21 protein-coding genes and 1 pseudogene are annotated in these 26441 nt (G+C 62.7%); 8 read left to right on the plus strand and 14 right to left on the minus strand.

From position 1 onward, the window contains the following. Positions 1-77: 77 nt before the first annotated feature. The 3 genes from ACEWPM_RS14510 (at position 78) to ACEWPM_RS14520 (ending at position 4657) form a co-directional block, all read left to right on the plus strand. Complete coding sequence (locus tag ACEWPM_RS14510; protein WP_393963015.1) at positions 78-1370, plus strand: capsule biosynthesis protein; 1293 nt, start codon at positions 78-80, stop codon at positions 1368-1370. Between the two features lie 174 nt (positions 1371-1544). Further along, entirely contained in the window at positions 1545-2642 is a 1098-nt protein-coding gene (locus ACEWPM_RS14515; RefSeq protein WP_393963072.1) for a polysaccharide biosynthesis/export family protein, read from the plus strand. Further along, positions 2642-4657 (plus strand): capsular polysaccharide biosynthesis protein, encoded by a 2016-nt coding sequence (locus tag ACEWPM_RS14520; protein WP_393963016.1) that lies wholly within the window; start codon positions 2642-2644, stop codon positions 4655-4657. The genes ACEWPM_RS14515 and ACEWPM_RS14520 overlap by 1 nt, the downstream gene beginning before the upstream one ends. Positions 4658-4734: 77 nt before the next feature. Here the strand turns inward: ACEWPM_RS14520 and efp are convergent, their stop codons facing one another. Next, positions 4735-5298 carry an elongation factor P gene (efp, locus tag ACEWPM_RS14525; RefSeq protein WP_393963017.1) on the minus strand — a complete coding sequence of 188 codons (564 nt, stop codon included), beginning with the start codon at positions 5296-5298 and terminating at the stop codon, positions 4735-4737. 212 nt (positions 5299-5510) lie between these two features. On the opposite strand from efp, the gene ACEWPM_RS14530 reads away from it, so the two are divergent. Next, positions 5511-5837: a DUF6280 family protein gene (locus tag ACEWPM_RS14530; protein WP_393963018.1), complete on the plus strand. Its 327-nt coding sequence runs from the start codon at positions 5511-5513 to the stop codon at positions 5835-5837. A gap of 160 nt (positions 5838-5997) precedes the next feature. Beyond that, on the plus strand, positions 5998-7449 hold the full coding sequence (locus ACEWPM_RS14535; RefSeq protein WP_393963019.1) for a cobyric acid synthase: 1452 nt from the start codon (positions 5998-6000) through the stop codon (positions 7447-7449). On the opposite strand, the gene ACEWPM_RS14540 is transcribed toward ACEWPM_RS14535, so the two are convergent. The 4 genes from ACEWPM_RS14540 to ACEWPM_RS14555 all read right to left on the minus strand — a co-directional run bounded on the left by ACEWPM_RS14540 (position 7450) and on the right by ACEWPM_RS14555 (position 12842). Beyond that, the gene (locus ACEWPM_RS14540) at positions 7450-8493 is read right to left on the minus strand and encodes a hypothetical protein (RefSeq protein WP_393963020.1); all 1044 of its coding nucleotides are present in this window, start codon (positions 8491-8493) and stop codon (positions 7450-7452) included. Between the two features lie 78 nt (positions 8494-8571). Further along, positions 8572-10035, minus strand: a complete 1464-nt coding sequence (locus ACEWPM_RS14545) for a TolC family outer membrane protein (protein WP_393963021.1) — start codon at positions 10033-10035, stop codon at positions 8572-8574. Between the two features lie 64 nt (positions 10036-10099). Beyond that, positions 10100-10753, minus strand: coding sequence for a protein-L-isoaspartate O-methyltransferase family protein (locus ACEWPM_RS14550; RefSeq protein ID WP_393963022.1), 654 nt, complete (start codon positions 10751-10753; stop codon positions 10100-10102). Between the two features lie 145 nt (positions 10754-10898). After that, positions 10899-12842 (minus strand): polysaccharide biosynthesis protein, encoded by a 1944-nt coding sequence (locus tag ACEWPM_RS14555; protein WP_393963023.1) that lies wholly within the window; start codon positions 12840-12842, stop codon positions 10899-10901. Positions 12843-13302: 460 nt separating this feature from the next. Here ACEWPM_RS14555 and ACEWPM_RS14560 point away from each other — a divergent pair, with 460 nt between their 5' ends. Beyond that, the gene (locus ACEWPM_RS14560; RefSeq protein ID WP_393963073.1) at positions 13303-14397 is read left to right on the plus strand and encodes a lytic murein transglycosylase; all 1095 of its coding nucleotides are present in this window, start codon (positions 13303-13305) and stop codon (positions 14395-14397) included. A gap of 4 nt (positions 14398-14401) precedes the next feature. Here the strand turns inward: ACEWPM_RS14560 and ACEWPM_RS14565 are convergent, their stop codons facing one another. Next, positions 14402-14647 (minus strand): hypothetical protein, encoded by a 246-nt coding sequence (locus ACEWPM_RS14565; protein ID WP_393963024.1) that lies wholly within the window; start codon positions 14645-14647, stop codon positions 14402-14404. A gap of 218 nt (positions 14648-14865) precedes the next feature. On the opposite strand from ACEWPM_RS14565, the pseudogene ACEWPM_RS14570 reads away from it, so the two are divergent. After that, positions 14866-15579: pseudogene (locus tag ACEWPM_RS14570) on the plus strand (DNA topoisomerase IB); the annotation flags it as partial. A gap of 297 nt (positions 15580-15876) precedes the next feature. Here ACEWPM_RS14570 and proB read toward each other — a convergent pair. Then, a complete protein-coding gene (proB, locus tag ACEWPM_RS14575) occupies positions 15877-17037 on the minus strand; it encodes a glutamate 5-kinase (protein ID WP_393963025.1) in 1161 nt (386 codons plus the stop codon). Between the two features lie 449 nt (positions 17038-17486). On the opposite strand from proB, the gene ACEWPM_RS14580 reads away from it, so the two are divergent. Further along, positions 17487-18773 (plus strand): glutamate-5-semialdehyde dehydrogenase, encoded by a 1287-nt coding sequence (locus ACEWPM_RS14580; protein ID WP_393963026.1) that lies wholly within the window; start codon positions 17487-17489, stop codon positions 18771-18773. A gap of 51 nt (positions 18774-18824) precedes the next feature. Here ACEWPM_RS14580 and ACEWPM_RS14585 read toward each other — a convergent pair whose 3' ends face one another. The 7 genes from ACEWPM_RS14585 to ACEWPM_RS14615 all read right to left on the minus strand — a co-directional run bounded on the left by ACEWPM_RS14585 (position 18825) and on the right by ACEWPM_RS14615 (position 25917). Next, positions 18825-19802: a branched-chain amino acid ABC transporter permease gene (locus tag ACEWPM_RS14585; RefSeq protein ID WP_393963027.1), complete on the minus strand. Its 978-nt coding sequence runs from the start codon at positions 19800-19802 to the stop codon at positions 18825-18827. Beyond that, complete coding sequence (locus ACEWPM_RS14590) at positions 19802-20689, minus strand: branched-chain amino acid ABC transporter permease (protein ID WP_393963028.1); 888 nt, start codon at positions 20687-20689, stop codon at positions 19802-19804. Before ACEWPM_RS14590 ends, ACEWPM_RS14585 begins: the two co-directional genes overlap by 1 nt. 75 nt (positions 20690-20764) lie before the next feature. Continuing rightward, on the minus strand, positions 20765-21967 hold the full coding sequence (locus ACEWPM_RS14595; RefSeq protein WP_393963029.1) for an ABC transporter substrate-binding protein: 1203 nt from the start codon (positions 21965-21967) through the stop codon (positions 20765-20767). A gap of 44 nt (positions 21968-22011) precedes the next feature. Next, positions 22012-22728 (minus strand): ABC transporter ATP-binding protein, encoded by a 717-nt coding sequence (locus ACEWPM_RS14600; RefSeq protein WP_393963030.1) that lies wholly within the window; start codon positions 22726-22728, stop codon positions 22012-22014. Further along, positions 22721-23470, minus strand: coding sequence for an ABC transporter ATP-binding protein (locus ACEWPM_RS14605; RefSeq protein WP_393963031.1), 750 nt, complete (start codon positions 23468-23470; stop codon positions 22721-22723). Before ACEWPM_RS14605 ends, ACEWPM_RS14600 begins: the two co-directional genes overlap by 8 nt. A gap of 1504 nt (positions 23471-24974) precedes the next feature. Continuing rightward, positions 24975-25715: a CbiX/SirB N-terminal domain-containing protein gene (locus ACEWPM_RS14610; protein ID WP_393963032.1), complete on the minus strand. Its 741-nt coding sequence runs from the start codon at positions 25713-25715 to the stop codon at positions 24975-24977. After that, a complete protein-coding gene (locus ACEWPM_RS14615; RefSeq protein ID WP_393963033.1) occupies positions 25708-25917 on the minus strand; it encodes a cytochrome D1 domain-containing protein in 210 nt (69 codons plus the stop codon). Before ACEWPM_RS14615 ends, ACEWPM_RS14610 begins: the two co-directional genes overlap by 8 nt. Between the last annotated feature and the right edge of the window lie 524 nt (positions 25918-26441).

Genomic DNA, 26441 nt, shown 5'->3' on the forward strand with positions numbered 1-26441 from the left:
TTATTTTCGTCCCGTTTGCAGCGTAGACTGCGACAAAAGACGAGATTTCGGTAAGTTTTTTCGAGTATGACGGATTCATGAGCAATATCACCGGCGCACGCCACGTCTTTTTGTTCCTGCAGGGGCCTCACGGGCCCTTCTTTATGCGACTGGGGCATATGTTGCGCCGCGCGGGGGCAGAGGTGTGGCGCGTCGGCTTCAACGCGGGCGACAGCGCATTCTGGCGCGACCGGGCCAGCTACCTGCCATATCGGGGCGCACCCGAAGCCTGGGGCGAAACACTGGACCGGATCCTGACCGACAAGGGGATAACCGATATCGTCCTTTATGGCGACACCCGGCCCATCCACGCCGAGGCGGTGCGGCAGGCGGGCGCGCGCGGGCTGCGCATCCATGTCTTTGAAGAAGGCTATATGCGTCCCTACTGGGTGACCTATGAGCGCGGCGGCGCCAATGGCCATTCGCGCCTGATGGAGCTAAGCGTCGAGCAGATGCGCGCGGATCTGGAGCAATCGGACATGGACACCGCCCTGCCCCCGGCCAGCTGGGGCGACATGCGCCACCACATCTTCTACGGTGCGCTCTATCATTTCTATGTGCTGCTGATGAATTCACGCTATCGCGATTTCAGGCCGCATCGCGCGCTGAGCGTGCGCAAGGAGTTCGGCCTCTACCTGAGACGTCTGCTGCTGATGCCTTTTCAAGCGATTGAGCGGCGCGTCGCGACCTGGCGCATCCGGCATGGCGGATTTCCCTATCATCTCGCGCTCTTGCAGCTGGAACATGACAGCAGCTTCCAGATGCATTCGCCCTTCGGCACAATGGCCGATTTCCTTGAAACGGTGATCACGGGTTTCGCACGCGGGGCGCCGGGCCATCATCACCTCGTCGTCAAGGCGCATCCGCTGGAGGACGGGCGCGTGCCCGTGCGCCGCGATTTGCGCCGCCTTGCCCGCGCACACGGCGTGGCAGACCGCGTCCATTATGTGCGCGGCGGCAAGCTGGCGCAGCTCTTGGACGAGGCGCGCAGTGCCGTGACGGTCAATTCCACCGCAGCGCAGCAAGTGCTTTGGCGCGGGATCCCGCTCAAGACCTTCGGTGCCGCCGTCTACGCCAAGCCCGAATTCGTCTCAACCAAACCTCTGGCCGATTTCTTTGCCGGGGCCGAGCGACCGGATCGCAAAGCCTATAATGACTACCGGCGATACCTGCTGGAAACCAGCCAGATTGCAGGCGGTTTCTATTCAGCACGGGGGCGGCGGCAACTCTTGCGACAGGCGGTCGACATGATGCTGAGCGATGACGATCCCTATGATGCGCTGCACAGCGGGACCGCGGCGCCGAGGCAACAGTTGCGCGCGGTGACATAGGCGCGCAGTGCCGTAGCGCTTTATTTTTATTTCCAATTCGTCTACCGTCCACTCAATCTACGCCGCGCAGACGGCGAAAAAAGACGATCGAGGCAGAAAATAGGTCGAGGAGACCGAGCAGTGAACATCCAGACAAGCCGATGGGCGCGGTCCATTGCCGCTGTGGCCCTTTCGATGATCGTGGCATCTTGTGGCGTTCTTCCCCAGGTGGGCCCGAATAAACGCCAGATTTACTCCGGCTCGGTGCAGCGCTCGGGCGACGCCTTTGTCGTCTCGGTCAATGACCGCGTGACCCGCGCCACCGCGTTCCAACCGGCCCTTGGCTTCAGCGAGCAGTTCCGCAATGCAGGGCAACTCGGCTCGGACACGATCCGTCCTGGCGATACGCTTGGCCTGACGATCTGGGAAAACGTCGATGACGGCCTGCTCGCGGGTGAGGCCGCGAACCAGACCATCCTCGAAGAGGTCCAGGTGGACGGTAGCGGCTTCATCTTCGTGCCCTATGCGGGCCGCATCCGCGCAGCGGGCAACACACCCGAGGCGATCCGCCGCATCATCACTTCCAAGCTGGACGAGCAGACGCCGGACCCGCAGGTGCAGGTGCGCCGCCTTGCCGGTGACGGCGCAACAGTGTCGCTGGTCGGCTCGGTCGGCGCGCAAGGCGTCTACCCGATCGAGCGGCCGACGCGTACCCTTTCGGCCATGCTTTCGGCGGCCGGCGGTATTGTGATCCCCGCAGAGGTCGCGCAGATCACCGTCCTTCGCGGCGGCCAGCGTAGCAAGGTCTGGTTTCAGGACCTCTACAAGCATCCCGAATTCGACATCGCCCTGCGCGGCGGCGATCGTATCCTGGTCGAACAGGATACACGGTCATTCACCGCGCTTGGCGCCACCGGCGCGCAATCGCGCGTGACCTTCGAGACGCAAACGCTGAGCGCGATCGAGGCGATCGCCACGGTTGGCGGTCTTCAGGCATCGGCGGCGGATCCTACCGGGGTTTTTATCCTGCGCAATGAGCCCGCCGAGATCGCCAATCAGGTGCTGGGCCGCAACGACCTCGTGGGCGAGCAGCGGATGGTCTATGTGCTGGACCTGACCAAGCCCAACGGCATGTTCATGGCCCGCGATTTCTCGGTTCGCGATCAGGATACGCTTTATGTGACCGAAGCGCCGTTCGCTCAGTGGAGCAGGGTCATCAGCGCGATCACCGGCGGCCTCGGTGTCATCGACACGGTGGATTCGGCCTCTTCGGTCCTCGGCGGCGGCAGCTAATGCGCCAAAGCTGCGGGAATGATCCCGCCGGGGCCGAGAGGCCCCGGCGGGTTTTCTATTTCAACGGCGGCTTCCTGCGCCAGCCCCGGCTGCGGAGCATCATGGCGCTGGCAGGCTATGACATGCGCGTCGGCTGGCCGCGCGCCGGGGACCACGTCGCCGTCTGGGGGCACAGCCCTTATGCAAGGCGTGGTGAGGCTGTGGCGAAGCGGACAGGAGCACGCCTCATACGGATTGAGGATGCGTGGCTCCGCTCGGTCCATTCCGGCCGCAGCGGCGGAGCGCCCCTGGGCCTCCTGATCGACACGCGCGGCGCGCATTTCGACCCGTCGCAGCCCTCGGACCTGGAAGTGCTGCTGGCCGCGCATCCGCTGGACGACACGGCCCTGATGGACCGCGCCCGCGCTGCCATTGCGCGCCTGCAAGAGGCGCATCTGAGCAAATACAACGCGCATGACCCCGCGCTGCCCTGCCCCGATCCGGGCTATGTGCTGGTCATCGACCAGACGGTGGGCGATGCTGCCGTGCGGGTCGGCGGAGCCGATGCCAACACGTTCCGCGAGATGCTGTATTACGCGCAGGAGGACAATCCCGGCGCGCGCATCATCATAAAGACCCATCCCGAAACCGCCAAGGGCCACCGTCCCGGCTATTTCGGGCCAGACGATACCGGACCGAATGTCAACCTGCTGGACTCCCCGGTCAGTCCCTGGTCGCTGCTGGAAGGGGCCATCGCCGTCTACACCGTCTCCAGCCAGCTGGGCTTCGAGGCGATCTTTGCCGGGCATCGCCCCCGCGTTTTCGGGCGTCCCTTCTATGCGGGCTGGGGCCTGACCGATGATCGCAGCCCCCTGGCCCTGCCCCGCCGGGGGCGCACCCTCAGCCGCGCTCAGATCTTTGCCGCCGCGATGATCCTCTATCCCAAATGGTATGATCCCTCCACCGATACGCTCTGCGAGATCGAGCAGGCTATCGCCACACTCGAGGCCGCAGCGCGCGAGTGGCGCGAGGACCGGCATGGCTGGCGCGCCTACGGTATGCGGCTGTGGAAACGCGCGCCCCTCCGGGCGGTGTTTGGCCGGCACGCACCGGTCAGTTTCCACGGCGCGGGCGGCAAAGCCCGCGATATGGTCTGGGCCGGCAAGGCCGAGCTTGCACCGCCGGATGCCGTCCGGGTTGAGGACGGGTTCCTGCGCTCGCGCGGGCTGGGCGCGGAACTGGTGCCGCCCCTCAGCCTCGTCCTGGACGCGCGCGGCATCTATTACGATCCGACCCGCCCCAGTGATCTTGAGGACTGGATCGCGCGCCGCGCCCAAATGCGCCCCGATCAGACCCACCGCGCCGAGGCGCTGATGGCCCGCATCACGGCGCTTGGCGTGACCAAGTACAATCTGGGCGGCACCTTGCCCGGTCTGCCCAAAGGGCACCGCATCCTAGTTCCCGGCCAAGTCGAGGATGATGCGTCGATCCGCACCGGCGCCGGACATATCTGCACCAATCTTGCCCTGCTCGCCGCGGCGCGCGCGGCAAATCCGGACGCCATCCTGCTCTACAAACCCCACCCCGATGTCGAGGCAGGGCTGCGCGCGGGCGCCATCCCGCCCGAAGAGGCGCTGAAGCTGGCCGATCTGGTCCTGCCTCACAGCGATCCCGCCGCCCTCATGGGTGCCGTAAACGAGGTCTGGACCATGACGTCGCTTCTGGGGTTCGAGGCGTTGATGCGCGGCGCGGCGGTCACCACCACGGGCGCACCGTTCTACGCAGGCTGGGGTCTGACGACCGATCTTGGCACCATCCCCGCGCGCAGGCGCGCGCGGCCCGGCCTGGCTGGCCTGGTCCATGCCGCGCTCATCGACTATCCGCGCTATTTCGACCCCAAGACCGGACTGCCCTGCCCACCCGAAGTGGCACTGGACCGCCTGGCCACTGGCAGCGTCCCGCACCCCGGCCCGGCCAATCGCCTTCTGTCAAAGCTGCAGGGTCTGTTGGCCTCGCGCGCGACGCTCTGGCGCTGAATGCAAAAGCGCCGCAGCCCCCAAGGGTCACTGCGGCGCTTTCATCGTTCTTCAAATACTGGAAATACCCGCCCGCCTCAGGCGCGCTCGGCATATTCCATCGTCTCGGTGTTGACGATGATTGCCTCGTCCTGCCCCACGAACGGGGGCACCATCACCTTGACGCCGTTGTCCAGAACTGCCGGCTTGAAGCTATTGGCCGCCGTCTGACCCTTCACCACCGGCTCCGTCTCGACCACGGTGCAGGTCACTTTCTGCGGCAGCGTCGCGTTCAGCGCCTCGGACTCGTGATACTCGATATGCACGGTCATGCCGTCCTGCAGGAACGGGCGGCGCTCGCCCAGGATTTCAGCGGGCAGTTCGATCTGCTCGTAAGTTTCGCTGTCCATGAAGACCAGCATCCCGTCCACTTCATAGAGGAACTGCTGATCCTTCTGCTCCAGCCGCACGCGCTCGACCTTGTCCGCCGAGCGGAACCGCTCGTTCAGTTTCGATCCATTGCGCAGGTTGCGCATTTCGACCTGGGCAAAGGCGCCACCCTTGCCCGGCTTGACGTGATCGACTTTCACGGCCGACCAGAGGCCGCCGTTATGCTCCAGCACGTTACCGGGGCGGATCTCGTTTCCGTTGATCTTGGGCATTGTGTCAAAATCCTGACAAAAGGTTGATAGAATTCCGACGAACTCTATATATGGCGATACACAAGGGGGCAAGCCAACGATATGTCGTATGCAGCGAGCAGAAGACATGCACCAGGCGCATAAGAGGTATGCATATCTGCTCTATCCGAATCGCATAAACTCAGCCATAAACAGCGACAACCCAAAAACACAAGACTAATAAAGGACGAACCATGAAGGATTTCGTTGACGGTGCCGCCTTCAATAACGAGCAAGGCAACCGGGCACGCAAACTTTTCGCAGCTGTCGTACTGGCTGCACTCGATGATGCAATTTCAGACGACAAGAAATATGGCAACGGCCCCGATCAGATCGCCCGCTGGGCGCGTTCGCGCGATGGCCGTGAGGTGTTGTCCTGCGCAGGTATCGACCCGAACGAGCGTGTCGTGTCGGGCCTGATGGATTTCGTCTCCAAGGGTGTGCGCACGTCGGTCGCGCTGTCGCGCGAAGAGAGCGAGCGCCGTCACGCGGCCGCCGCCGCGCAGGCCGAAGCCGCCTGAGGCCACGCCTTTTTCGTTTCGCATCCCGCATGAGGATGTACCAAGCCCTGCCGGATCCGGCAGGGCTTTGGTCGTTTTTGAGCCCAAAGGCGCTTTCGCGGCTTTCCTTGCGGCTGGTTAATGTCCTACATCTGGTCAGGCAATCAGCATAGGACAGGGAATGGCGCGCGCCATCATGATTCAGGGCACCGGCTCGAATGTCGGGAAATCCATGCTGGTCGCGGGGCTGGCACGCGCCTGCACGCGGCGCGGGCTGAACGTGGCGCCGTTCAAGCCGCAGAACATGTCGAACAACGCCGCCGTGACCGCGGATGGCGGCGAGATCGGGCGGGCGCAGGCGCTGCAGGCCCGCGCCGCCGGCAAGGCGCCGCATACCGACATGAACCCCGTCCTGCTGAAACCCGAGAGCGAGACGGGCGCGCAGGTCATCGTGCAGGGCCGCGTGCAAGGCCGTTGGCAGGCCCGCGCCTATCCCGAACGCAAGCAAAGCCTGATGCACGCCGTGCAGGAAAGCTTCTCCCGCCTATGTGCCGGAGCTGATCTGGTACTAGTCGAGGGGGCGGGCAGCCCCGCCGAGATCAACCTGCGGCAGGGCGACATCGCCAATATGGGCTTTGCCATCGCCGCAGGCGTGCCTGTTGTTCTTGTCGGCGATATCGACCGGGGCGGCGTCATCGCGCAGATCGTCGGCACGCAGGCAGTGCTGGCGCCCAAAGATGCCGCACAGATAAAGGCCTTTGCGATCAACAAATTTCGCGGCGATGCGCGCCTTTTCGATGACGGGCTGTCTGAGATTGAAACGCGCACCAAATGGCCGTCCCTTGGCGTGATCCCATGGTTCACGGATGCGTGGCGCCTGCCCGCAGAGGACGCGCAGGAGATTATCCAGCGACCGGGTGGTGATTTCATCATCGCCGTGCCCCGGCTTGGCCGGATCGCCAATTTCGATGACCTCGACCCGCTCAGCGCCGAGCCCGATGTAACCGTCCGCATCATTTCCCCCGGCCAGCCCCTGCCCGGTGATGCCGGGCTGATCGTGATCCCCGGCAGCAAATCCACCATCGCGGATCTGGCAGAGTTTCGCGCCAATGGTTGGGATATCGATCTGGCCGCCCATATCCGGCGGGGCGGTGCGGTGCTGGGTCTTTGCGGCGGGTATCAGATGCTGGGCCGCACACTTTCGGACCCCGGCGGGGTCGAGGGGCCGCAATGCACCGTGCCCGGCCTCGGCCATCTGGCGGTGGATACAGTGATGGAGCCGCACAAACGGTTATCACTCGGCACCGGGCATCATCCGGGCAGCGGGACGGGTATCACCGGCTACGAGATCCACATGGGCCAGACCACCGGTCCGGACCGCGCGCGCGCATGGCTGTCCATGTCGGGCGCGGCGGAAGGCGCCAGCAGCCGCGATGGGATGATCCGAGGCAGCTACGTGCACGGCCTGCTATCATCCGACGCCTTCCGCGCGGCCTACCTGGCTGAACTGGGCTGTGCGTCCGACCTGCAATTCGAAAGCGGCGTAGACGCAGCCCTGGACGCACTCGCCGACCATCTGGAGACGCATATGGATCTCGACCGCCTGCTATCGCTGGCCGCCGAGGTCCGATAGCTACTGCAGTTCCTGACTGGTCAATGCGCGGTGAATTTCGCGGCGAACCAGCTTGCGCACGTTGCGGGTGATCCGCTCGCCCAGCGCGCCCTGCAATTCCTGGCGCACGATATCGGCAACCAGATCGCGCAGCGCGTCTTCGTCCAGATACTCGTCACTTCCGGCGAACAGATCCGCATCCTCGTCGTCTCGCGGCGCATGGGAGCCACGCGGCGCATCAGCCTCATCGGGCTCGGCTGCGGCGAAGTTGTCGGGGATTTCTTCGGCGTCACCGTCATCTGCGTCGGCGCCGCCAGTTTCGGGGCTATCCGCTACAGGCTTGGCCGGAGTCTCTGCCGCCTTGGTTATCGCCTCTTCGATGACCCGCTTGGCATCTTTGTTTTCGGCCTCGGCGTCGTCACCGCCGGGAGCGTAATCCTCCCAAGGAAGAGGCGAGACAGGGCTGCCAGAGTTTTCATCCGACCCTGCGCCGTCGGGATCCCACTGGTCGGCCTGCCGCGCGACGACCTCTTCGAGCTCGGCGACCCGCGCCTTTAGAGCGCCCGCACGATCTTTTCTCTCGTTGTCTTTTTGATCGTTCGCGCGGTCATCTTCATCAGGATCGAGCGCTGGCACGGACCCTCCGATGCCCGCCTCATCGTCGCTTTCCACTTCGTCCGTAGCATCGTCGAGCGCGGTCAGTTCGCTGTCGAAGTCATCCACGGTCTCCGTCCGCAGCATATCGGCATCATGGGCGCCGGGCGCGTCGATCTGGTCGGTCCAGTCGTCTTCATCATCCGGCTCGGCGTGATCATCCACATCGTCGAGGCTACCTTCACCAAACAGCATATGGGCATTATCACCGGCGCCCTCATCCTTCGGCGTCGCGGGTGTCTGCGCGGCATCATCGATTCGCAAGGACGGCGTCAGGACAAGCCGTTCCGGCTCGGCAGGTTCCACGACTGGCGCCTCCGCGGCCTTCGGCGGGCGCCCATCGCTCGATACCAAGCGCCGGATCGAAGACAGCACATCCTCAATTTCAACATTCGTGACGGGATCGGACATGGTTCTATCGCCCTCGGTTCTTGCCTCACCGCTCAGCTTACCGGCGCGGCGGCTGTCGCACAACAGATAGGCGCAGTTTTACTGGTTTCCGATCTTGCGCAGCACCCGATCCAACGACTTGCCGCGCTCGCTGAGCGCGGCAGGGGCATCCTTGACGAGGTTGTAATAGGCCGACGGATCGTAGGTCTGCACAGCCAGATTGAGATCGCGCACTGTCAGCTCACCAGTAGATTCCAACACCGCATAGGCAGCAATGATCACATCGGCCTCCGCTGAAATCTGATTGGCCTGCGCGTCGAGGTACTCCTGCTCGGCATCAAGCACGTCCAGCGTCGTGCGGGCGCCCAGATTGGCCTCCTCGTTGACACCTTCGAAGGCCACGCGCCCGGCACGCACCTGCTCGATGGACGCCACGGCAGAGGCGCGCGCGGCCTCGAGCACCGCATATGCGATGCCGACGTTCTGGCGAATCCGATCGCGCGTCTGGTGGAGCACGCCCAGTTGCGCGTCGCGCTGCGCATAGGCGCTGCGCTTGTTCGAGGACAGCGCACCGCCCTGATAGATCGGCCCGCTGACCCCAATGCTGAGACTATTGCTATCTGTTTCGGTACTGCCATCCAGACGCTCGGAGACACCCACACTGGCGCCCAGCGATACGCTGGGCTTCATCGCGGCCTCGGCCACCAGCACATTCAGCTTGGCAGCCGCCACGTTGTATTGTGCGGCCAGCATGTCTGGATGATTGCGCAGTGCAACCACCTTGGCGGTATCTTCGCTGCGGGTGAGCGTCGGCACGCGCGGCGAGGTCGTCAGGTTACCGGGCTGGCGTCCGGTCACGGCGACATACTCCTCGATCGCGCGCTTCAGATCGCCCCGCGCGGTCGCCAGATTGCTGCGAGCCTGCGACAAGCGCGCCTCAGCTTGCGCAACGTCGGTACGCGTCACCTCGCCCACCTCGAAGCGGTCTTGAGCCGCCCGCAGGGATTCGCCGATCACGCGGACGTTGTTGCGGCGCAGAGCGACAAAGCGCGTGTTGCGCACCACATTCATATAGGCCTGAACCGCACGGAAAAGCACGTCCTGTTCGATGCCGACAAGAGACTGGCGCGTCGCCAGCACCAGTTCCTTGGCGGACGCGGCTCTTAGTGACGAGCGACCGAAATCATAGATCAGCCACTCGGCCGTGATCGCGGCCGTCAGACTGGTGGTGTCGGAACTGCCGTTGTTGAATGCGTCGAGCCCGGTCCCGCCCCTCACGCGGCTATAGTTTCGGGTGACGTCGGTGGACCAGGAGATGATCGGACGCAACAGCGTCACCGCAGCGGCAACATCCTCATCCGCAGCGCGCAGCAGAGCACGGTTCTGTTCCAGAAGGCCGCTGGTGTTGTAGGCCGCGGCGAGGGCGTCGGCCAGCGTCTCGGACATGGCGGCGGGCGCCGTCAGCGACAAGGCTGCCGCGATCAGCCAACCACGGACAGCGCCGCTGATCGGACCGCGCCGCTTGCGCGCTTCGGGCCGCGCCGTTTTCAGAAGGGTCATCATCGCTATCGTCCTTTCGGCCACGCCGGAGGCGCATCGCATGCGCCGAGTCGTCCAGTTAATTCGATTACAGGGTAAAGGCCGCGCGCCGCTCGAATCCCGGCAGCACGGGCGCACCCGCATTGAAGGCAAAGCGCCAGTTCATCACTCCGTTCAGCTTGTAGCCGATGCGCACCACGCCCAGCGCGCCTTCGACAAACATACAGGCTATGCGCCCGCCTTCTTTCAACTGTTCAATCAGCGTGTCAGGCAGATGTTCCACCGCGCCTTCCACGATGATCACGTCATAGGGCCCATGCTCGGAGGCGCCGCCGGCAAGCGGCGCCGCATGGGTGATGACATTGTCGGCACCATGTTCCAGCAGCAGGGCCTGCGCCTCGCCGCCCAGTGCCTCATCCTCCTCCAACGCAACGACCGCCTCCGCCATGCGCGAAATCACAGCCGAGGAATAACCGAGCGCACTGCCCACATCGAGCACCAGTTCGTCGCCACGAATGTCGAGGAAATCCAGCATCTTGGCCAGTGTGCGCGGCTCCAGAACGACGCGGGCGCCGCCCAGGTCCACGTTCTCGCCCACATAGGCGGCCTCGCGCAGGGCGCGGGGCACAAAGGCCTCGCGCGGCACACTGAGCATGGCGTCGATGATCGGAAACTTGGTCACGTCGGCTGGGCGGATCTGCGTGTCGACCATCATGGTGCGACGCGTGGCATAGTCGGTCATGGCTAAACTCTTCCGTTCAATCTGTTGCCCGGAGTTTTTGCACAGATACCCGCCTTGGGCAACGGCGCTGGGACGCGCAGGCGTTATAAAATTGGCGGATCACGCCCCTATGCAACACTTCGCAAACCGGCGCGGGCCGCATGGATCACTCCGCCGCCTCGCGCGCCCAAAGATCATCATCGCTGCTCAGAAGGTCTGCGGCTGGCCCCGACGGGGTATATTCGACCGGCGCGGCGGAAATCAGATCGCGCAATGCGGTGATATCCTGCATCTTGCAAGCGTTCAGCAATTTGTCCAACAGCAGATCCAACGCCTCGGGCGAGAGACATGTCTCGTTCGCGGTCATGATGCGCGGATGCAGGGTGCATCCCGACGCCTCCCCGATGAGCAGTTCTTCGAACAGCTTTTCGCCCGGTCGCAACCCGGTGAACTGGATGGCGATATCGCCCTCGACATGTGCCGCCCCGCCATTGCTGCCCGGCAGCACATGGTAGGGCGTCAGCCCGCTCAGACGGATGATGCTGTCGGCCAGATCGACGATCTTGATCGGCTCGCCCATGTCCAGAACAAAGACATCGCCGCCAGTCGCCATGGCGCCAGCCTGAATGACCAGTTGCGCGGCCTCGGGAATGGTCATGAAATAGCGGGTGATCTCGGGATCTGTCACCGTGACCGGCCCGCCCCGCTCAACCTGGCTTCGAAAGCGCGGAATGACCGACCCGGACGAGCCCAGCACATTGCCGAACCGCACCATCGAGAAGGTCGTGCGGTTCTGGCGACGCGCGGCGGCCTGGAATATCAGCTCGGCCAGACGTTTGGAGGCGCCCATTACGTTGGTCGGGCGCACCGCCTTGTCGGACGAGATCAGGATAACCGACTCGACCCCGGCGTCGATGGCGCTCTGCGCGACGGCGTTTGTGCCGAAAACGTTGTTGCGCACCCCTTCGACCACGTTCTGCTCGACCAGAGGCACATGCTTGTAGGCCGCCGCATGATAGATCGTTTGCACCGCGAAGCGTGCCAACGTGGCGGTCAGGCGACGAGGGTTCTGCACCGACCCCATCAACGGCACCAGCCGCACGTCCAGCTTACGCGCCTCGATGGCGTCGGTCAGCTCGTTGTTGAGGTTATAGAGCGCGAGTTCTGACAGCTCCCACAGGATCAGGACGCTGGGGCTCTGCTGGATGATCTGACGGCAAAGCTCGGACCCGATCGAGCCTCCGGCCCCGGTCACCATCACCACTTTGCCCTCGATATCGCCTTTCATCAAAGGCTCCATCGGCGGAACGGGGTCACGGCCCAGCAGATCCTCGATGGCAATGTCGTGCAGATCGCTCATCCGGGCCTTGCCCGTCACGATGTCCGACATGCCGGGAATGGTTTGCACGCGCACCGGATAAGGCTCGAGCCGCTCGACGATTTCACGGCGCTCGGCACGCGAGGCGCTAGGAAGCGCCAGCAGCACCACCTTGACCCCGTAAAGATGGATCAAACGGCCAAGACGCGCGGGATCGTGGATGCGGATGCCCCCGACCTCGGAATCGTGAAGTTCCGTGGCATCGTCCAAGAAGGCGACCACCACGAATTCGGATTGCTCACGCAGCGAGCTGAGCAGTTGGCGACCGGATTTTCCCGCGCCATAGATCAGCACCGGCTTGCGCCCCTCGGACGCGTGGCGCTGCAGCAACTCGCGCAGGGCCATACGCAAACCGCCCAGCACACACATGGCAATCAGCCCGTAGATAGGCACGGTGGTCAATGGCAACGGCACATCCAGCATCCGCAGCGATGACAGAAGCAGCGCAGCCGAAGCAAGCACCCCAAAGAGAATGGTCATCAGCAACTGGATTGACAGATATCGAACGACCGCCCGGTAAAACCCCAGCCGGATAAATACCAGAAGGCTTATAGGTACAAAGATCAGCGCCGCGAGCCACGCCCCTCCGGTGGCAATCACCGTGCCCCCGCCGGCCAGCCCGGCTGCAGCTACATAGCTGAGCGTCAGCAAAACAGCGTCCGTGATCAGCTGCAGGACCCGCTTGTGCGTGCGCTTGAGTTCCAAGAGGTGAGTTAGGGCACCGTTCAACATTCTGGGCGCAATTTCCTTGGATCGATCAGACGGCCGGGCGATCGTCAGCCTTGTTGAAGTTCGGGCGTCAACGACATGGTCTGACACGAAAAATATACTGCGCCAAATTGTCTTGTTCTTCAACCCTTGGCTGCTTTATGGGCCGGTACTTGCCTATCGAAGGGCGCTGCGCCGGCAGGACATGTCTTGCCATGCGAGAACCACGGTCTGCGCGGCCTCTGCGCGGCCTGTGAAACAGCGCAGGCAATAATCCCCGTTCGCCGCGCGCACCCACTTTTGCCCAAGCCTTCGATACCCTAAGATCACCCGCAAAAGCACAAACAAGAGCGAGGCAGGCATGACAAATTCCAACACATCGGCAGGACGCGCAGCTGCACCGGCCAGCCGCGCCGCACGCGGTCCCACGCGGCGGCACTTTGCTATCGGCCTTGGCGCGCTGGCGCTCTCGGCCTGCGGCGATATGCGCGGCCTTGGTATGGCGGGCGCCGCCGAAGCCAGCGCGCCTGATGGGCTGCCAGACGATCTGCGTCCGGTGCCCAATGCAGCCTATGATGCATGGGTCGCGGGTTTTCGCAGCCGTGCCGGGGGCTACGGCATCTCGGACACGACACTGGCCAGCGCCTTTCGTGGCACCGGCTATCTGCCTGGCGTGGTCAAGCGAGATCGCAACCAGACGGAATTCACCCGCACGCTGGAGGACTACCTTGCCATCGCCGCGTCGGATGAGCGGGTGACCAAGGGCCGCGCCGCCTTTGCACGCCACCGGGCCACGCTGAACGCGCTCGAACAGCGCTATGGCGTCGATGCCGAGATCATCACAGCGGTCTGGGGGCTTGAGAGCTTTTACGGAGAGCGACGCGGCGATGTGCCGGTGATCTCTGCCACCTCGACGCTGGCTTTTGACGGGCGGCGCGGCGCCTTCTTTGAAAAACAGTTGGTTGCGGCGCTCAAGATCATCCAGAACGGCGATATTACCGCAGACCGCATGACCGGCTCTTGGGCGGGCGCGATGGGGCATACCCAGTTCATTCCCACCTCGTATGAGGCTTTCGCGGTGGATTATACAGGCGACGGGCGGCGCGACATCTGGTCCGAGGATCCCAGCGACGCGCTGGCCTCCACCGCGGCCTACCTCGCCAAGAGCGGATGGACACGCGGCACCCCTTGGGGGCGCGAGGTCATGCCCGGCGAGACGGCATCAGGCACGGTGCTTCAGCCCCAGCCTGGCGGGCCTCGCTTTGCGGTGACCGGCAATTTCCGCGCCATAAAACGCTATAACAACTCGGATTCCTATGCGATCGGCGTCGGCCATCTGGCCGACCGGATCGGCGGCGCCGGCCCCTTGCGCAGCGCCTTTCCGCCCGATGCGAACGGCCTGACCAAGGACGATCGCGTCGCGCTGCAACAACGCCTGACCGCGCGCGGCTTTGACACGGGCGGCACCGATGGCGTGATCGGCCCCAATACCCGCAGCGCCATCAGCGCCTATCAGTCCAGCCAAGGCCTGCCCGCCACGGGCGAGCCGTCGGCAGAACTGCTGCGCAGCCTGCGCTGACGCTTCAGTACTGCGGGATCTCGCTTGGCCCGCCCGGCGGCGTTTCGCTGGGCGGCTCGAACGGATCCTCGGGCGGCAGATCCTGCGGCGTCTCCTGCGGCGGCTCGGGCCCTTTTTCGGGCGGCAGATCGTTCGGCACCTCCGACGGCGGGCGCTGCGGGTCCGGGCGGCCCGGATTGGCCGGGCCGGGATCGGGAATGCCCGGATTGCCTGGACGCGGGCCGGGGGATGCGGCGAATTGGTGTAGCATGAATGCCTCCTCGATCTCGGGCGCCGCAGGATGCGGCACGCATTTGAAAAACCCTGGCGCAGGCGGGCGGGTTCCCTGTGGTCCAGCGCCGCAAAGCGGAATCCCGCTGGCGCGCGGGATGTTGTGACTGTGCCCCCGCGACTTTGCTTGAAAGTCTGCCATCTGAAACCCCTGATCTGCCACCCAGCCTGCGCTAGTATCCCGACACGCGCCCCGGTATTCGCCGAAGACGCTGCCGGCGTGGTTTTTCATACCTCAATGATGACGGCACGCGCATTGACGCCGCGCAAGAGCGAACCCGGATCGAATCCCTGGCCGTCCCGCCGACATGGGAGGATGTCTGGATCTCGCCACTGCAGAACGGTCATCTGGTGGCCACAGCGCAGGACGCCCGCGCGCGCAAGCAATATCGCCATCGTCCCGAATGGACCGCGCTTCAGGCGGCGCAGAAATTCTCGGCCCTGCCGAATTTCGCCGAAGTCTTGTCCGCAATCCGCCGGCGCATACGCCGCGACCTGGCCGAAGAGCCGGGCAAAGAGGCCTTTGCAATCGCCGCCGCCGCGATGCTCGACCGGCTGTCGCTGCGCGTGGGCAACCCGGAATACGCGCGCAAGAATGGCAGTTACGGTGCGCTGACCCTCAAGGGGCACCATGTGCGGCTGCGGGACGGGCGGCTGAACATCTCGCATACCGGCAAGGGTGCCAAGCGGGTGCGGCGGCAACTGGCCAGCTCGCGGCTGATGAAGGCGCTTGAGGGTATTCGCGATCTGCCGGGGGCCGAGCTTCTGACCTGGCTCGACGGTGAGGGCACGCCGCGCCGCGTCACTTCGGCCTGCCCCAACAGCTATCTGGCCGAGGCGGGCGGGATCGAGACCTTGACGGCGAAGACGTTTCGCACCTGGGCGGGCACGGTCGCTGCCTTCGAGGTCGCGCTGCAGGACGAGCGTCCAACAATCAAGGCCATGGCCGAAGCCGCCGCCGAGCGTCTGCACAACACCCCCGCCATCGCGCGCAAGAGCTATATCCACCCGGACGTTCTGGACCTTGCCAAGACCGCACGCGACATGCCGCCCCGCAGCGGCACGCGCGAGCTGACCGTGACCGAACAGCGCCTTCAGGCCTTTCTGACAAGCTGGCACATCGTGCATACCGCACTGCCGCCCGAGAAAAAGGGCGCGGCCCGGTCGGCACCGCACCCCTATCGTCGGACCATCGCCCTGCCCGGCTGCCTACATCGTCACGACGACCTTCTGGTCATGCTCAGGGGCATCCAGCGTCAGGTGGTTCTCCTCAAGGATCAGGATATTCTCCTTGGCGATCACGTCGCTCTTGGTCTTGTAGCCGATGACGTCCTCGACAGGCATGTCGATATGGCGCGCCATCAACATGGTTTCCTCTGATGAGAAATTGGTCAGGCCGCGAGCGATTTCCGTACCGGAATCGTCGTAGATATGCAGAACGTCGCCCTTGGTGAAATCGCCCTGGATCGACGTCACATCGGCCCGACTGATCCCGCATTCACCCGCGACCAGCGCTTCGGCGACGGCATCCGTCACGACAAGCGAGCCCGCGACCTGCAACCTGTTGCTGAGCCAGATCTTGAGCGGCGACGCCGTCTCGCCCGAGACGAGGCAGCGGGTATGGCGCCGCTCGTTCTTGAGCGCGGAGGAAATCGGGCGCTCGATGATGCCGTCGGCGATGATCGTCTCGACCCCGGCATTCTGCGCCATGTTGGCGGCGTGCATCTTGGTCAGCATCCCGCCACTGCCCAGCTCGCTGATGCCGGTGGTGGATTCCAGATGCTCACTCACATCCTCGACCTCGTGAATGAACTCGGCATCCGGGTCTGCCGGATCGCGGTCATAAAGCCCCTCGACGCTGGTCAGGATGATCAGCGTATCGGCCTCGACCATCTGGGCGACCTTGGCGGAGAGGCGGTCATTATCGCCCACCCGAAGGTCGCGCGTTGCGATGGAATCGTTCTCATTCACGATGGGCAGGATGTTGCTTTCCAGCAGGCGCAGCATCGTGTTCTTGATGTTCAGGAAACGGCGGCGCTCTTCCATGTCGCCGACCGTGACCAGCATCTGGGCCACGTCCATGTCATGCTCGGACGCGACTTGCCGGTAGGCATTCATCAGCAGGGGTTGGCCACAGGCGGCGGCGGCCTGCTTGTCCATGATACCGGCCTCCTCGGGGCGTTTGCCAATCATGTTGAGACCCAGCGCGACCGATCCCGAAGACGTCAGGATGATGTCATGGCCCTCAGATTGAAGCTGCGCGAGGTCGCTCATCAAGCCGTTAATGAATGCATATCTCAGCGTCAGCTTCTCACTATTGGCCAACAGGCTGGATCCGATCTTGACCACGATCTTTTTTCTCTTGGACACAAGTGATCTCCAGTATTCTTTTATATTCAACGGAATAAACACCTTCCGGTGGCGCCCAAGGACGCCAACAGACAGCATTACCCCTTTCAGTGATTCGCCGTTTTATAGCACGCCCCGGATATCGGAATGCAAACAGGTCTCGGCTCGGCTCCGGGTTTCGGGCTACCTGCCGCCAGTGGAAGCGCTGCCGAAAGGCGCACCCGCATCCGTTTGGCGAAACAAACCGGGCGCGATCCAAAAGCGACGTATAAATAGCTGTAAACGGCATGATTTTGCGTTATGGAGCATCCCGAACACACAAGACGCGCTAAGGCAGACCCCTTGCGGCATGGGCCGCAACGGACCATGTCATGCGGCCCCGAGCACAAACCCCGCCGGGGTATCTCGCAGGCCTCACTGCGCGCGGCACCATGATGCGGCCCAAAAGGCCGTCGAAAGGAGACAAGATTATGAACGACATGAGCACGGACCAGACGCAGCCCAATCCCGAGATCGCCGCGCTGGTCGCGGACCTGGGACAACGCGCCAAGACTGCGGCACAGGGGCTGGCCGCCACCACGGCCGAGCAGCGCAACCAGGCGCTGACCGAGGCAGCCAAGGCGCTGCGTGCACGCGCGTCCGAACTGCTGGAGGCGAACGCCAAGGATTGTGCCAGCGTCCGGGACAGCGGAAAGGACGCCGCCTTCATCGACCGCCTGACCCTGACCGAAGAGCGTGTCGAGGGCATGGCCGATGCCATAGACGCCATCGCGGCGCAGGAGGACCCGCTTGGCCGCGTGCTTGCGACGTTCGACCGGCCCAACGGGCTGAAGATCAACCGCGTCAGCGTGCCCATCGGCGTCATCGCCATGATCTATGAATCGCGCCCCAATGTCGGATCGGATGCGGGCGCGCTCTGCGTCAAATCCGGCAATGCCGTGATCCTGCGCGGTGGCTCCGAGAGCCTGCATTCCTCGCGCGTGATCGTTTCGTGCCTGGCCGAGGGGCTGCGCGCCGCCGGACTGCCCGAGGACGCGGTGCAACTGGTCGACACGCGCGACCGCGAGGCCGTCAAGCTGCTATTGCACAGCACCGAGGCCGTCGATCTGGTCATCCCGCGCGGCGGGCGCGGATTGGTGTCGCTGGTCCAGAAGGAGGCCCGCGTGCCGACCCTTCTGCATCTGGACGGCAACAACCACACCTATGTCCATGAGAGTGCCGATATCGAAAAGGCCGTGGGCATCGTCCAGAACGCCAAGATGCGTCGGACGGGTATTTGCGGCGCCACTGAATGTGTCGTGGTCGACCGCAAGATCGCGGGAGAATTTCTGCCCCGCCTGGCCCAAACGCTCGACGATTGCGAGCTGCGCGGCGATGCCGAGGCGCAGCAGATCGTGCCGGGCATGACCGCCGCGACGGACGAGGATTGGGGCACCGAATATCTCAGCAACATCATGTCGGTGAAGGTCGTGGCCGATCTGCAGGAGGCGATCGGCTTTGTTCAGACCCATTCATCGGGCCATACGGACGCCATCGTGGCCGAGGATATGGATGTGGTGACACCCTTCATGACGGCGGTGGATTCCGCCGTTGTGATGCACAACGCATCGACCCAGTTCTCGGACGGGGGCGAGTTTGGCATGGGTGCCGAGATCGGCATCGCGACGGGCAAGATGCATGCGCGTGGCCCCGTCGGGGCCGAGCAGTTGACCAGCTTCAAATATCTGGTTTTCGGCAACGGGCAAAAGCGCCCCTGAGGCCGCTGGCCTCTGCGCGGCGCCTGCCCGGCGCCGCGCCAGTGACAGATATCAAAGGGGCCGTTTCAGCCAGCGCGCCAGAACGCCCACGATCCCTTCGCGGAACATCAGAACGCCGATGACAAAGATTACGCCCTGAATGATCGTGACCCACGCCCCGAAGGTCGCCAGGTAGTTCTGCATCGTCACGATGATGCCCGCGCCCAGCAGCGGGCCAAACACCGTGCCCATGCCGCCCAGCAAGGTCATCAGGACGACCTCGCCCGACATGGACCAGTGCACATCCGTCAGAGACGCCAGCTGGAACACCTGCGACTTGGTCGCTCCGGCCACACCGGCCATCGTCGCTGACAGCGTGAACACGATCAGCTTGTAACGGTTGACGTCATAGCCGAGTGACACGGCGCGCGGCTCGTTCTCGCGGATCGCCTTCAAGACCTGTCCGAAGGGCGAATGCACGATCCGGTAGAGCATCAGGATGCCGCCGAAGGTCACCACCAGCACGAAGAAATAAAGCGCCAGATTATCGGCCAGAGGGATCATTCCGAAGAGATCGTTACGCGGCACGCTCTGGATGCCATCCTCGCCGCCGGTGAATTCCGCCTGCAGCGCGATGAAATAGACCATCTGCGCGAAGGCCAGCGTGACCATGGCGAAATAGATGCCCTGCCTGCGGATCGCCAGCGAGCCGATCACGAATCCCAAGACGCCAGCAGCGGCAGCGCCGCAAAGCACTGACAATTCCGGCGTCAACCCCCAGACCTTGGCGGCATGGGCGGCGACGTAACTTGCCCCACCGAAATAGGCCGCATGCCCGAAGGACAGCAGTCCCCCGAAGCCCAGCAGAAGGTTGAACGCCGCCGCGAAGAGCGCAAAGCACATCACCTTCATCGCAAAGATGGGGTAGACGAAGAAGGGCAGGATGATCAGCACCGCCAGAAGGACGGCAAAGATGATCTTGTGGAGTCTCGGCATTCCGGCGGTCTGCGGCACCACATCCGCCGCTTTGGTATTGTCTGCCATCGCCATTATGCGGGCCTCCCAAACAGTCCTTCGGGTTTGATCATCAGGACGATCGCCATGATGACAAAGATCACGACAGCCGATCCCTCGGGGTAGAACACCCGCGTCAGCCCCTCGACGATGCCCAGCAAATATCCCGTCAGGATCGCCCCCATGATCGAGCCCATGCCGCCGATCACGACAACGGCGAAGACCACGATGATAAGCTGCTCACCCATCGTGGGGTTGACCGAATAGATCGGCGCGGCCAGCACGCCGGCAAAGCCCGCCAACGCCACGCCGAACCCATAGGTCAGCATGATCATCAGCGGCACGTTGACGCCGAACGCGCCCACCAGCACCGGGTTTTCAGTGGCGGCGCGCAGATAGGCGCCCAGCCGGGTCTTTTCGATCATGAACCAGGTGCCGAAGCACACCAGAACCGACGCCAAGACCACCCAGGCGCGATAGTTTGGCAGGAACATGAAGCCGAGATTCTGACCGCCCGACAGGATATCGGGAATCTGGTACGGCAATCCGGAGATGCCATAGTAATTGCGGAAAAGGCCCTGAATGATCAGCGCAAGGCCGAAGGTCAGCAGAAGGCCATAGAGGTGGTCGAGGTGATAGAGCCGCGACAGCATGGTCCGCTCCAGCAGGATGCCGAAGGCGCCCACGATCAGCGGCGCCAGAAACAGGGCGGGCCAATAGCCGATGCCCAGGTAGTTCAGCAGCATCCACGCCACGAAAGCACCCGCCATGTAAAGCGCGCCATGGGCGAAGTTGATGATGTTGAGCAGGCCAAAGATCACGGCCAGCCCCAGCGACAGCACCGCGTAGAACGAGCCGTTGATCAGGCCCAGCAAAAGCTGACCCATCAGAACCTGCGGCGGTATTCCCAGAAGTTCGAACATGATGCGGTCCCGTTGATCGGAATATTCAAGGCGAGTCCGCCCGGCGAGAACAGCCGGGCGGACGTCAGCAGTGTCTTACTGCTTGGTGAAGTCGCACTCGTCCAGCATCGGCAGGAACGCATCCTCGCCGCTGATCGAGGAGACCTGATTGTAGAGGTCCCATTCGCCTTCGGAATCGCCCGGCGCCTTGACCTCAAAGAGATACATGTCGTGGATCGCACGGCCATCACCGCGCACGGTGGTCATGCCGAAGAGCGGATCGTCAAACTCCATTTCCTTCATCTTGGAGACAACGGCCTTACCGTCCTCGGCGCTGCCTACGGCCTCAACCGCCGCAAGGTAGGCCATCGTGGCGGAATAGGCGCCCGCATGGACCATCGTCGGCTTGGAGCCCATCTCTTCCTCGAAGCGGGCCGACCATTCACGCGTGGCATCGTTCTGATCCCAGTAGAACGCCTCGGTCAGGTTGAGGCCCTGCGCGGTCTCGGTGCCCAGCGAATGCACGTCCGTGACGAACATCAAGAGCGCGGCCAGCGACTGGCCCGCCTGGGTGATGCCGAATTCCGACGCCTGTTTGATGGCGTTGACGGTATCGCCGCCGGCATTGGCGAGGCCGATCACGTCAGCGCCGCTGCCCTGAGCCTGAAGCAGGAAGGACGAGAAATCCTGCGACGGGAAGGGATGCCGCACGTTGCCGACGACTTCGCCGCCGTTTTCCTTGACGACGGCCATCGTGTTTTCTTCCAGCGAGTGACCAAAGGCGTAGTCAGCCGTCAGGAAGAACCACTTCTTGCCGCCCGCATTGGTCACGGCGCCGCCCGTGCCGTTGGCCAGCGCGGCGGTGTCGTAGGTCCAATGCACGGTTGTCGGCTGGCACTGGTCGCGTGTCAGGCTGGTCGAGCCGGCACCCGAGTCCAGCAGAACGCCGTTGGCTTCGGCGGTGATGTCGGCCACGGCCAGCGCCACGGACGACGTGGGCACATCGACGATGGCGTTCACGCCATCCACATCATACCACTGGCGCGCGATGTTCGAACCGACGTCGGGCTTGTTCTGGTGATCGGCCGAGATCACCTCGACAGTCATGCCCTTGTCAGCGGCACCGAAATCCTCGACCGCCATGCGCGTGGCCACGGCCGAACCTTCGCCCGACAGGTCCGCATAGGTGCCCGAGCGGTCATTGAGCACGCCGAGCTTGACGTTGATATCCTGCGCCAGCGCGGGCGCACCGAGCATCGCGGCCAGTGCCGCGGAGCTGATAGCTAGTTTCCTGAACATGGATTTCCTCCCTGGTTTCGGCGCTGCTTGCGCCCTTGATTGTTCTAGACGCCGAGATACTCGTGCAGTTTCTCGGTGTTCTCCTCAAGCTCGTCGTTCGCGATCATATCGACGACCTTGCCCTGATCCACCACGTAATGCCGATCCGCGACCGACGCGGCAAACCGGAAATTCTGCTCCACCAGAACGATGGTAAATCCCTCGTCTTTGAGTGCCTCGATCGTGTGACCGATCTGCTGAACGATGACCGGTGCCAGACCTTCGGTCGGCTCGTCCAGCAGCAGGAACTTGGCGCCTGTGCGAAGGATGCGGGCAATCGCCAGCATCTGCTGCTCACCGCCCGACAGCTTGGTGCCCTGACTGCTGGTGCGCCGCTCGCGCAGGTTCGGGAACAGATCATAGATCCTCTCGATGCTGAGCCCGCCATCGGCGATGCGCGGCGGCAGCATCAGGTTTTCCTCGACGCTCAGCGACGAGAAGATGCCGCGCTCTTCTGGGCAGAGCGCGAGGCCCAGCCGGGCGATATGGCGCGGCTGCATTTCGATCAACTCGGTGCCCTCGAAGGTGACCGAGCCGGTGCGCTTGCCCAGGATTCCCATGATCGCCAGCAGGGTCGATGTCTTGCCCGCCCCGTTGCGGCCCAGCAGCGTGACGACCTCGCCGCGGCGCACTTCGAAGTCGATGCCGTGCAGGACATGGCTCTCGCCATACCAGCCGTTGAGGTCGCTGACTTTCAAAAGCACATCTGCCGGATCAGTCATGGCTCGCTCCGATATAGGCTTCGATCACTTCGGGGGCTTTCGATATCTCGTCATAGGTGCCTTCGGCCAGAATTTCGCCCCGCGCCAGCACGGTAATGCGGTCCGACAGGTCGGCAACAACCGACAGGTTATGCTCGACCATCAGCACCGTGCGGTTCTGGGCGATGCGCCGGATCAGCTGCGAGATCCGCTCGACATCCTCGCGGCCCATGCCCGCCATCGGCTCGTCCAGCAACAGCATGTCGGGGCTGAGCGCCAAAGTTGTCGCAATCTCGAGCGCACGCTTGCGACCGTAGGGCAACGCGGCGGCGCGCTCATTGGTGAACTCGCTCAACCCGACCTCGTCGATATAGCCGCGCGCCTGATCGTCGAACTTCGACAGGATCTTGTCCGAGCGCCAGAAATCATAGCTTTCGCCGCGCGCCCGCTGCAACGCCACCCGCACATTCTGAAGTACCGTCAGATCCGGAAAGATCGCCGAAATCTGAAACGACCGCACCATGCCCAGCCGAGCAATCTCCGCGGGTTTCATCCTGGTGATATCGCGGCCCTCATAGACAATCGTTCCGCGGGTTGGTTGAAGAAATTTCGTCAGAAGGTTGAAAAACGTCGTCTTGCCGGCGCCATTCGGGCCAATCAACGCATGGATGGTTCCCTTTTCGACCGACAGATCGACGTTATTTACGGCAACGAAGCCTTTGAACTCCTTTGTCAATCCTTTCGCCTCAAGTGCGACTGCCATTCCACCCTCACGTCATCTTTTTATACCTCAGCCGCGTATGCATGTACGAGACTTGGCTGTTCCAGTAATGAATTGCTAACGTCTGCGGCCCAAATGTAAACCAGATTGTGCGCTCATGGGTAACGTCAGACTGTTCCCGGTGCGATGTACCTTCGCCGCCGCCGCGCCCGCTGATGCCGAGGTGAGTTGCGTGAAACTCTTGCGGTACTCATGGAAGTGACCGGCCCAAGAAACCGGATCGCGTTGCCTCCGATAATCGTGTTTGAGTCGTAACCTACGATGAACCCTTCAATCAGCGTTCCTGCAACTCTGTGGGGCGGCAAGGACACACCGCCGGTGAATGCCGCTTGGGTCTGTTCGACAACCCGATCTAAATCCCGCTCCCGAGACATTACATTGCGAAAATCCCGCTAGGCAACGCACGATATGACGCGGTTGGTTGAGATCAGTTATCTGTCAAATTTCCGCAGTAGGCCGTCTGCCTCCAAACTATAGAGGAGAAGCGTATACAGATGCATAAATACATCTAAGTGATGATTTGCAATCCGGCCGTACGAGCCTGCAAGCAATCGGAGCGTACATCGAAACCAGCAAGGCATCTGCTTTCGGCGACCGCAGCTGACAACAATACTGCAAACTATTGCACTTCGAAAAGAACACAGAAATCGCCCGGCCAATCACCGTTCAAATCAGATGTATCCTGCGCCCCCGCAGTTTCTGCACCGCATGGTTTTCAAACCAACGCAGCCACTGCACCGAACGACTTTGGGATTTCCATAGGTGTCCCGGCCAACGATGACTTCCCCCTTACCGCCGCATGTCTCACAAGGGAGGCGGCCGGTCGCATGACAACGGGCGCACCTTTGCTTCTCGGATTTGCTTCTCGGATTTCCCCTGTTTGACATTGCGGCGCTCGCTCATTGAGACATGTTCCCAAGCTGAACACGCTTCTCTGAAACCAGCATAGATTGACGCGCATGTCAGTCAAACCAAAGATGACCTTTCGTAAACTTGACTTGCTGGCCACGACAGAGATGAGGCACGTGATTTATCGGCCCTTGACCCGTGGAGGCCGCGAAACCCTCGCCTTGCCGCCAGTCGATGCGCAGCGCGCTGCCTTGCCTTAACAATGCAATGAGAAAAGCCAGAGTATCCACGTCTGGTTTTACGCAAACAACCGCCAGGGCGGGTTCGCCGAGATCTCGGCCGGCCGCAGGTCAGAATGAAGATTTCAAATATTTCAGAGCAATGACCATTAAGGCCGAGGGTGACCTCGTCAGGGATGAAGAAACCCTGGCGGCACATTCAACCAGGCCAGAGGAACTGTTGCGTGCCGGCAGCATGAGCTTTGCCGGACTGCGCACGTAAGAGGATGTGGCGAACGTGATGCCCTCTCGGACCAGAGCCGAATAATCTCTCTCGTTACGTCCGACCGCGAATGTTTGCTCCCGGAAAACCCTTCGCTCGAAAGTTGGCCCGGTGCTACCTTTCAGGATCAGGCGGCCTATTTCTCGGACGGATGCGCAAAGACACCGCAGATCCCATCCGCCATCAGGCGCCTGACGCCTGGCAAAAGCCCGACAGGCTTCATGCATGGGCCGGAGAACCCGGACGCTTGAAGGGCATCCCGAATGTCCTCCTGCACATGCCCGCCCTCGGCCGCAAAAAAGGGCAGGCAGATGGAGCGTGGCGGACAAAGGACCGTCACATCGTCCAGATACGGTGGCTGTTCCACATATCCGATATGGGTCGTGCCAAATTTGATCTCCTTCGCCAGCCGGTCCACGAACTGACATGTGTCGCGCGCCGAATTAGCGCTGCGCCCCGATCCATGAGCGGCGACGAAGAGCGTTGTCTCGGTCGCGCTCCATCTGCGGTGCTCCAGCTCGGCGCGCATTGCCTGTGCGGCGACCTTGGGCAGCTTCGGGTCCACCCCGAGCGGCGGCAGAATGACTGCAGAGGGAACATGGCTGACCCGATCGCGCAAAGCGGACTGAACGAACCAGCCGTCGGTCATGAACATCGGAAATATAACCGGATCAGGCCCCGCATCAGCGAGGGCCGATTCCAGTGCGCCGGGCTTGGCCAAGGTGGCGGTTTGAACGCACCACCCCGGCAGGTCCGGGGCCATACGCGCCAAAGCGGCCTCTGCCGGATCGGGATCGGAGGGTTGACCGTGGCTGACGATGATCGCGCAACGCTTGGTGGCTCGTGCCTTTCGAAAGGGTGATCTTGTTCTATTCATTATATTTTCCGGATGATTTGCGCATAGGCAGGTGCGTGATTTCTTCCAGTATCTTGGCGTCGCAAACGATCACTGCGCCTTCTTCCTGCCAGGTTGAGACGAGGGCACGGGCGCCGTCACGGGTGAACTCGACATGCGCCATAGTAGCGCCGGGTTCAGGGCGCATGGTCCTGACAGTCTCGAGGCTGGTATCGTCGATCACATGCATGACGCCCGTTTTCGGGCAATAGAACACGGCCGCACAAACTTAGGGTGAACTTTCATGACTTCCCAGAAAAAATCCCCTGCCCTCCCGTGACGGTGGTTTTTCAGCACGCTCCTGTCGGTCACGTCGATGACCGATGGCTTGCCTTCCCGAGGCCATGAAAGCTGTGACTGAAACGGCATCACAGTCGGTGAACGCTGTGGCACAACAAAACGGTTAGCCTCAGGCCAGCGACGACACCGGAGCGAGGGCCCTGATGGATGGCTTGCCTGAGGCGGAGTGGCTGCAGGGAGATCGGGGTTGTGATCCGGATCGGTTCCGCGATGCGCTTGTGGAAACGGCAATAACGCCCCGCATTCCAGGACGAAAGTCCCGCGATAAGCCCGTCAAACATGACAAGCGTCGCTACAGACGACGCAACCCGTATCGAGATCTTGTTTGTGGTCTGGAAGAAGGTCGAAAGCTTTCGGAGCGTTCGCGATATCATATCGTCTTGTGGTGTCCATCTGAACAGCTCGAGG

The sequence above is a fragment of the Roseovarius maritimus genome, assembly GCF_043355895.2.
Taxonomy (GTDB): Bacteria; Pseudomonadota; Alphaproteobacteria; order Rhodobacterales; family Rhodobacteraceae; genus Roseovarius; species Roseovarius maritimus.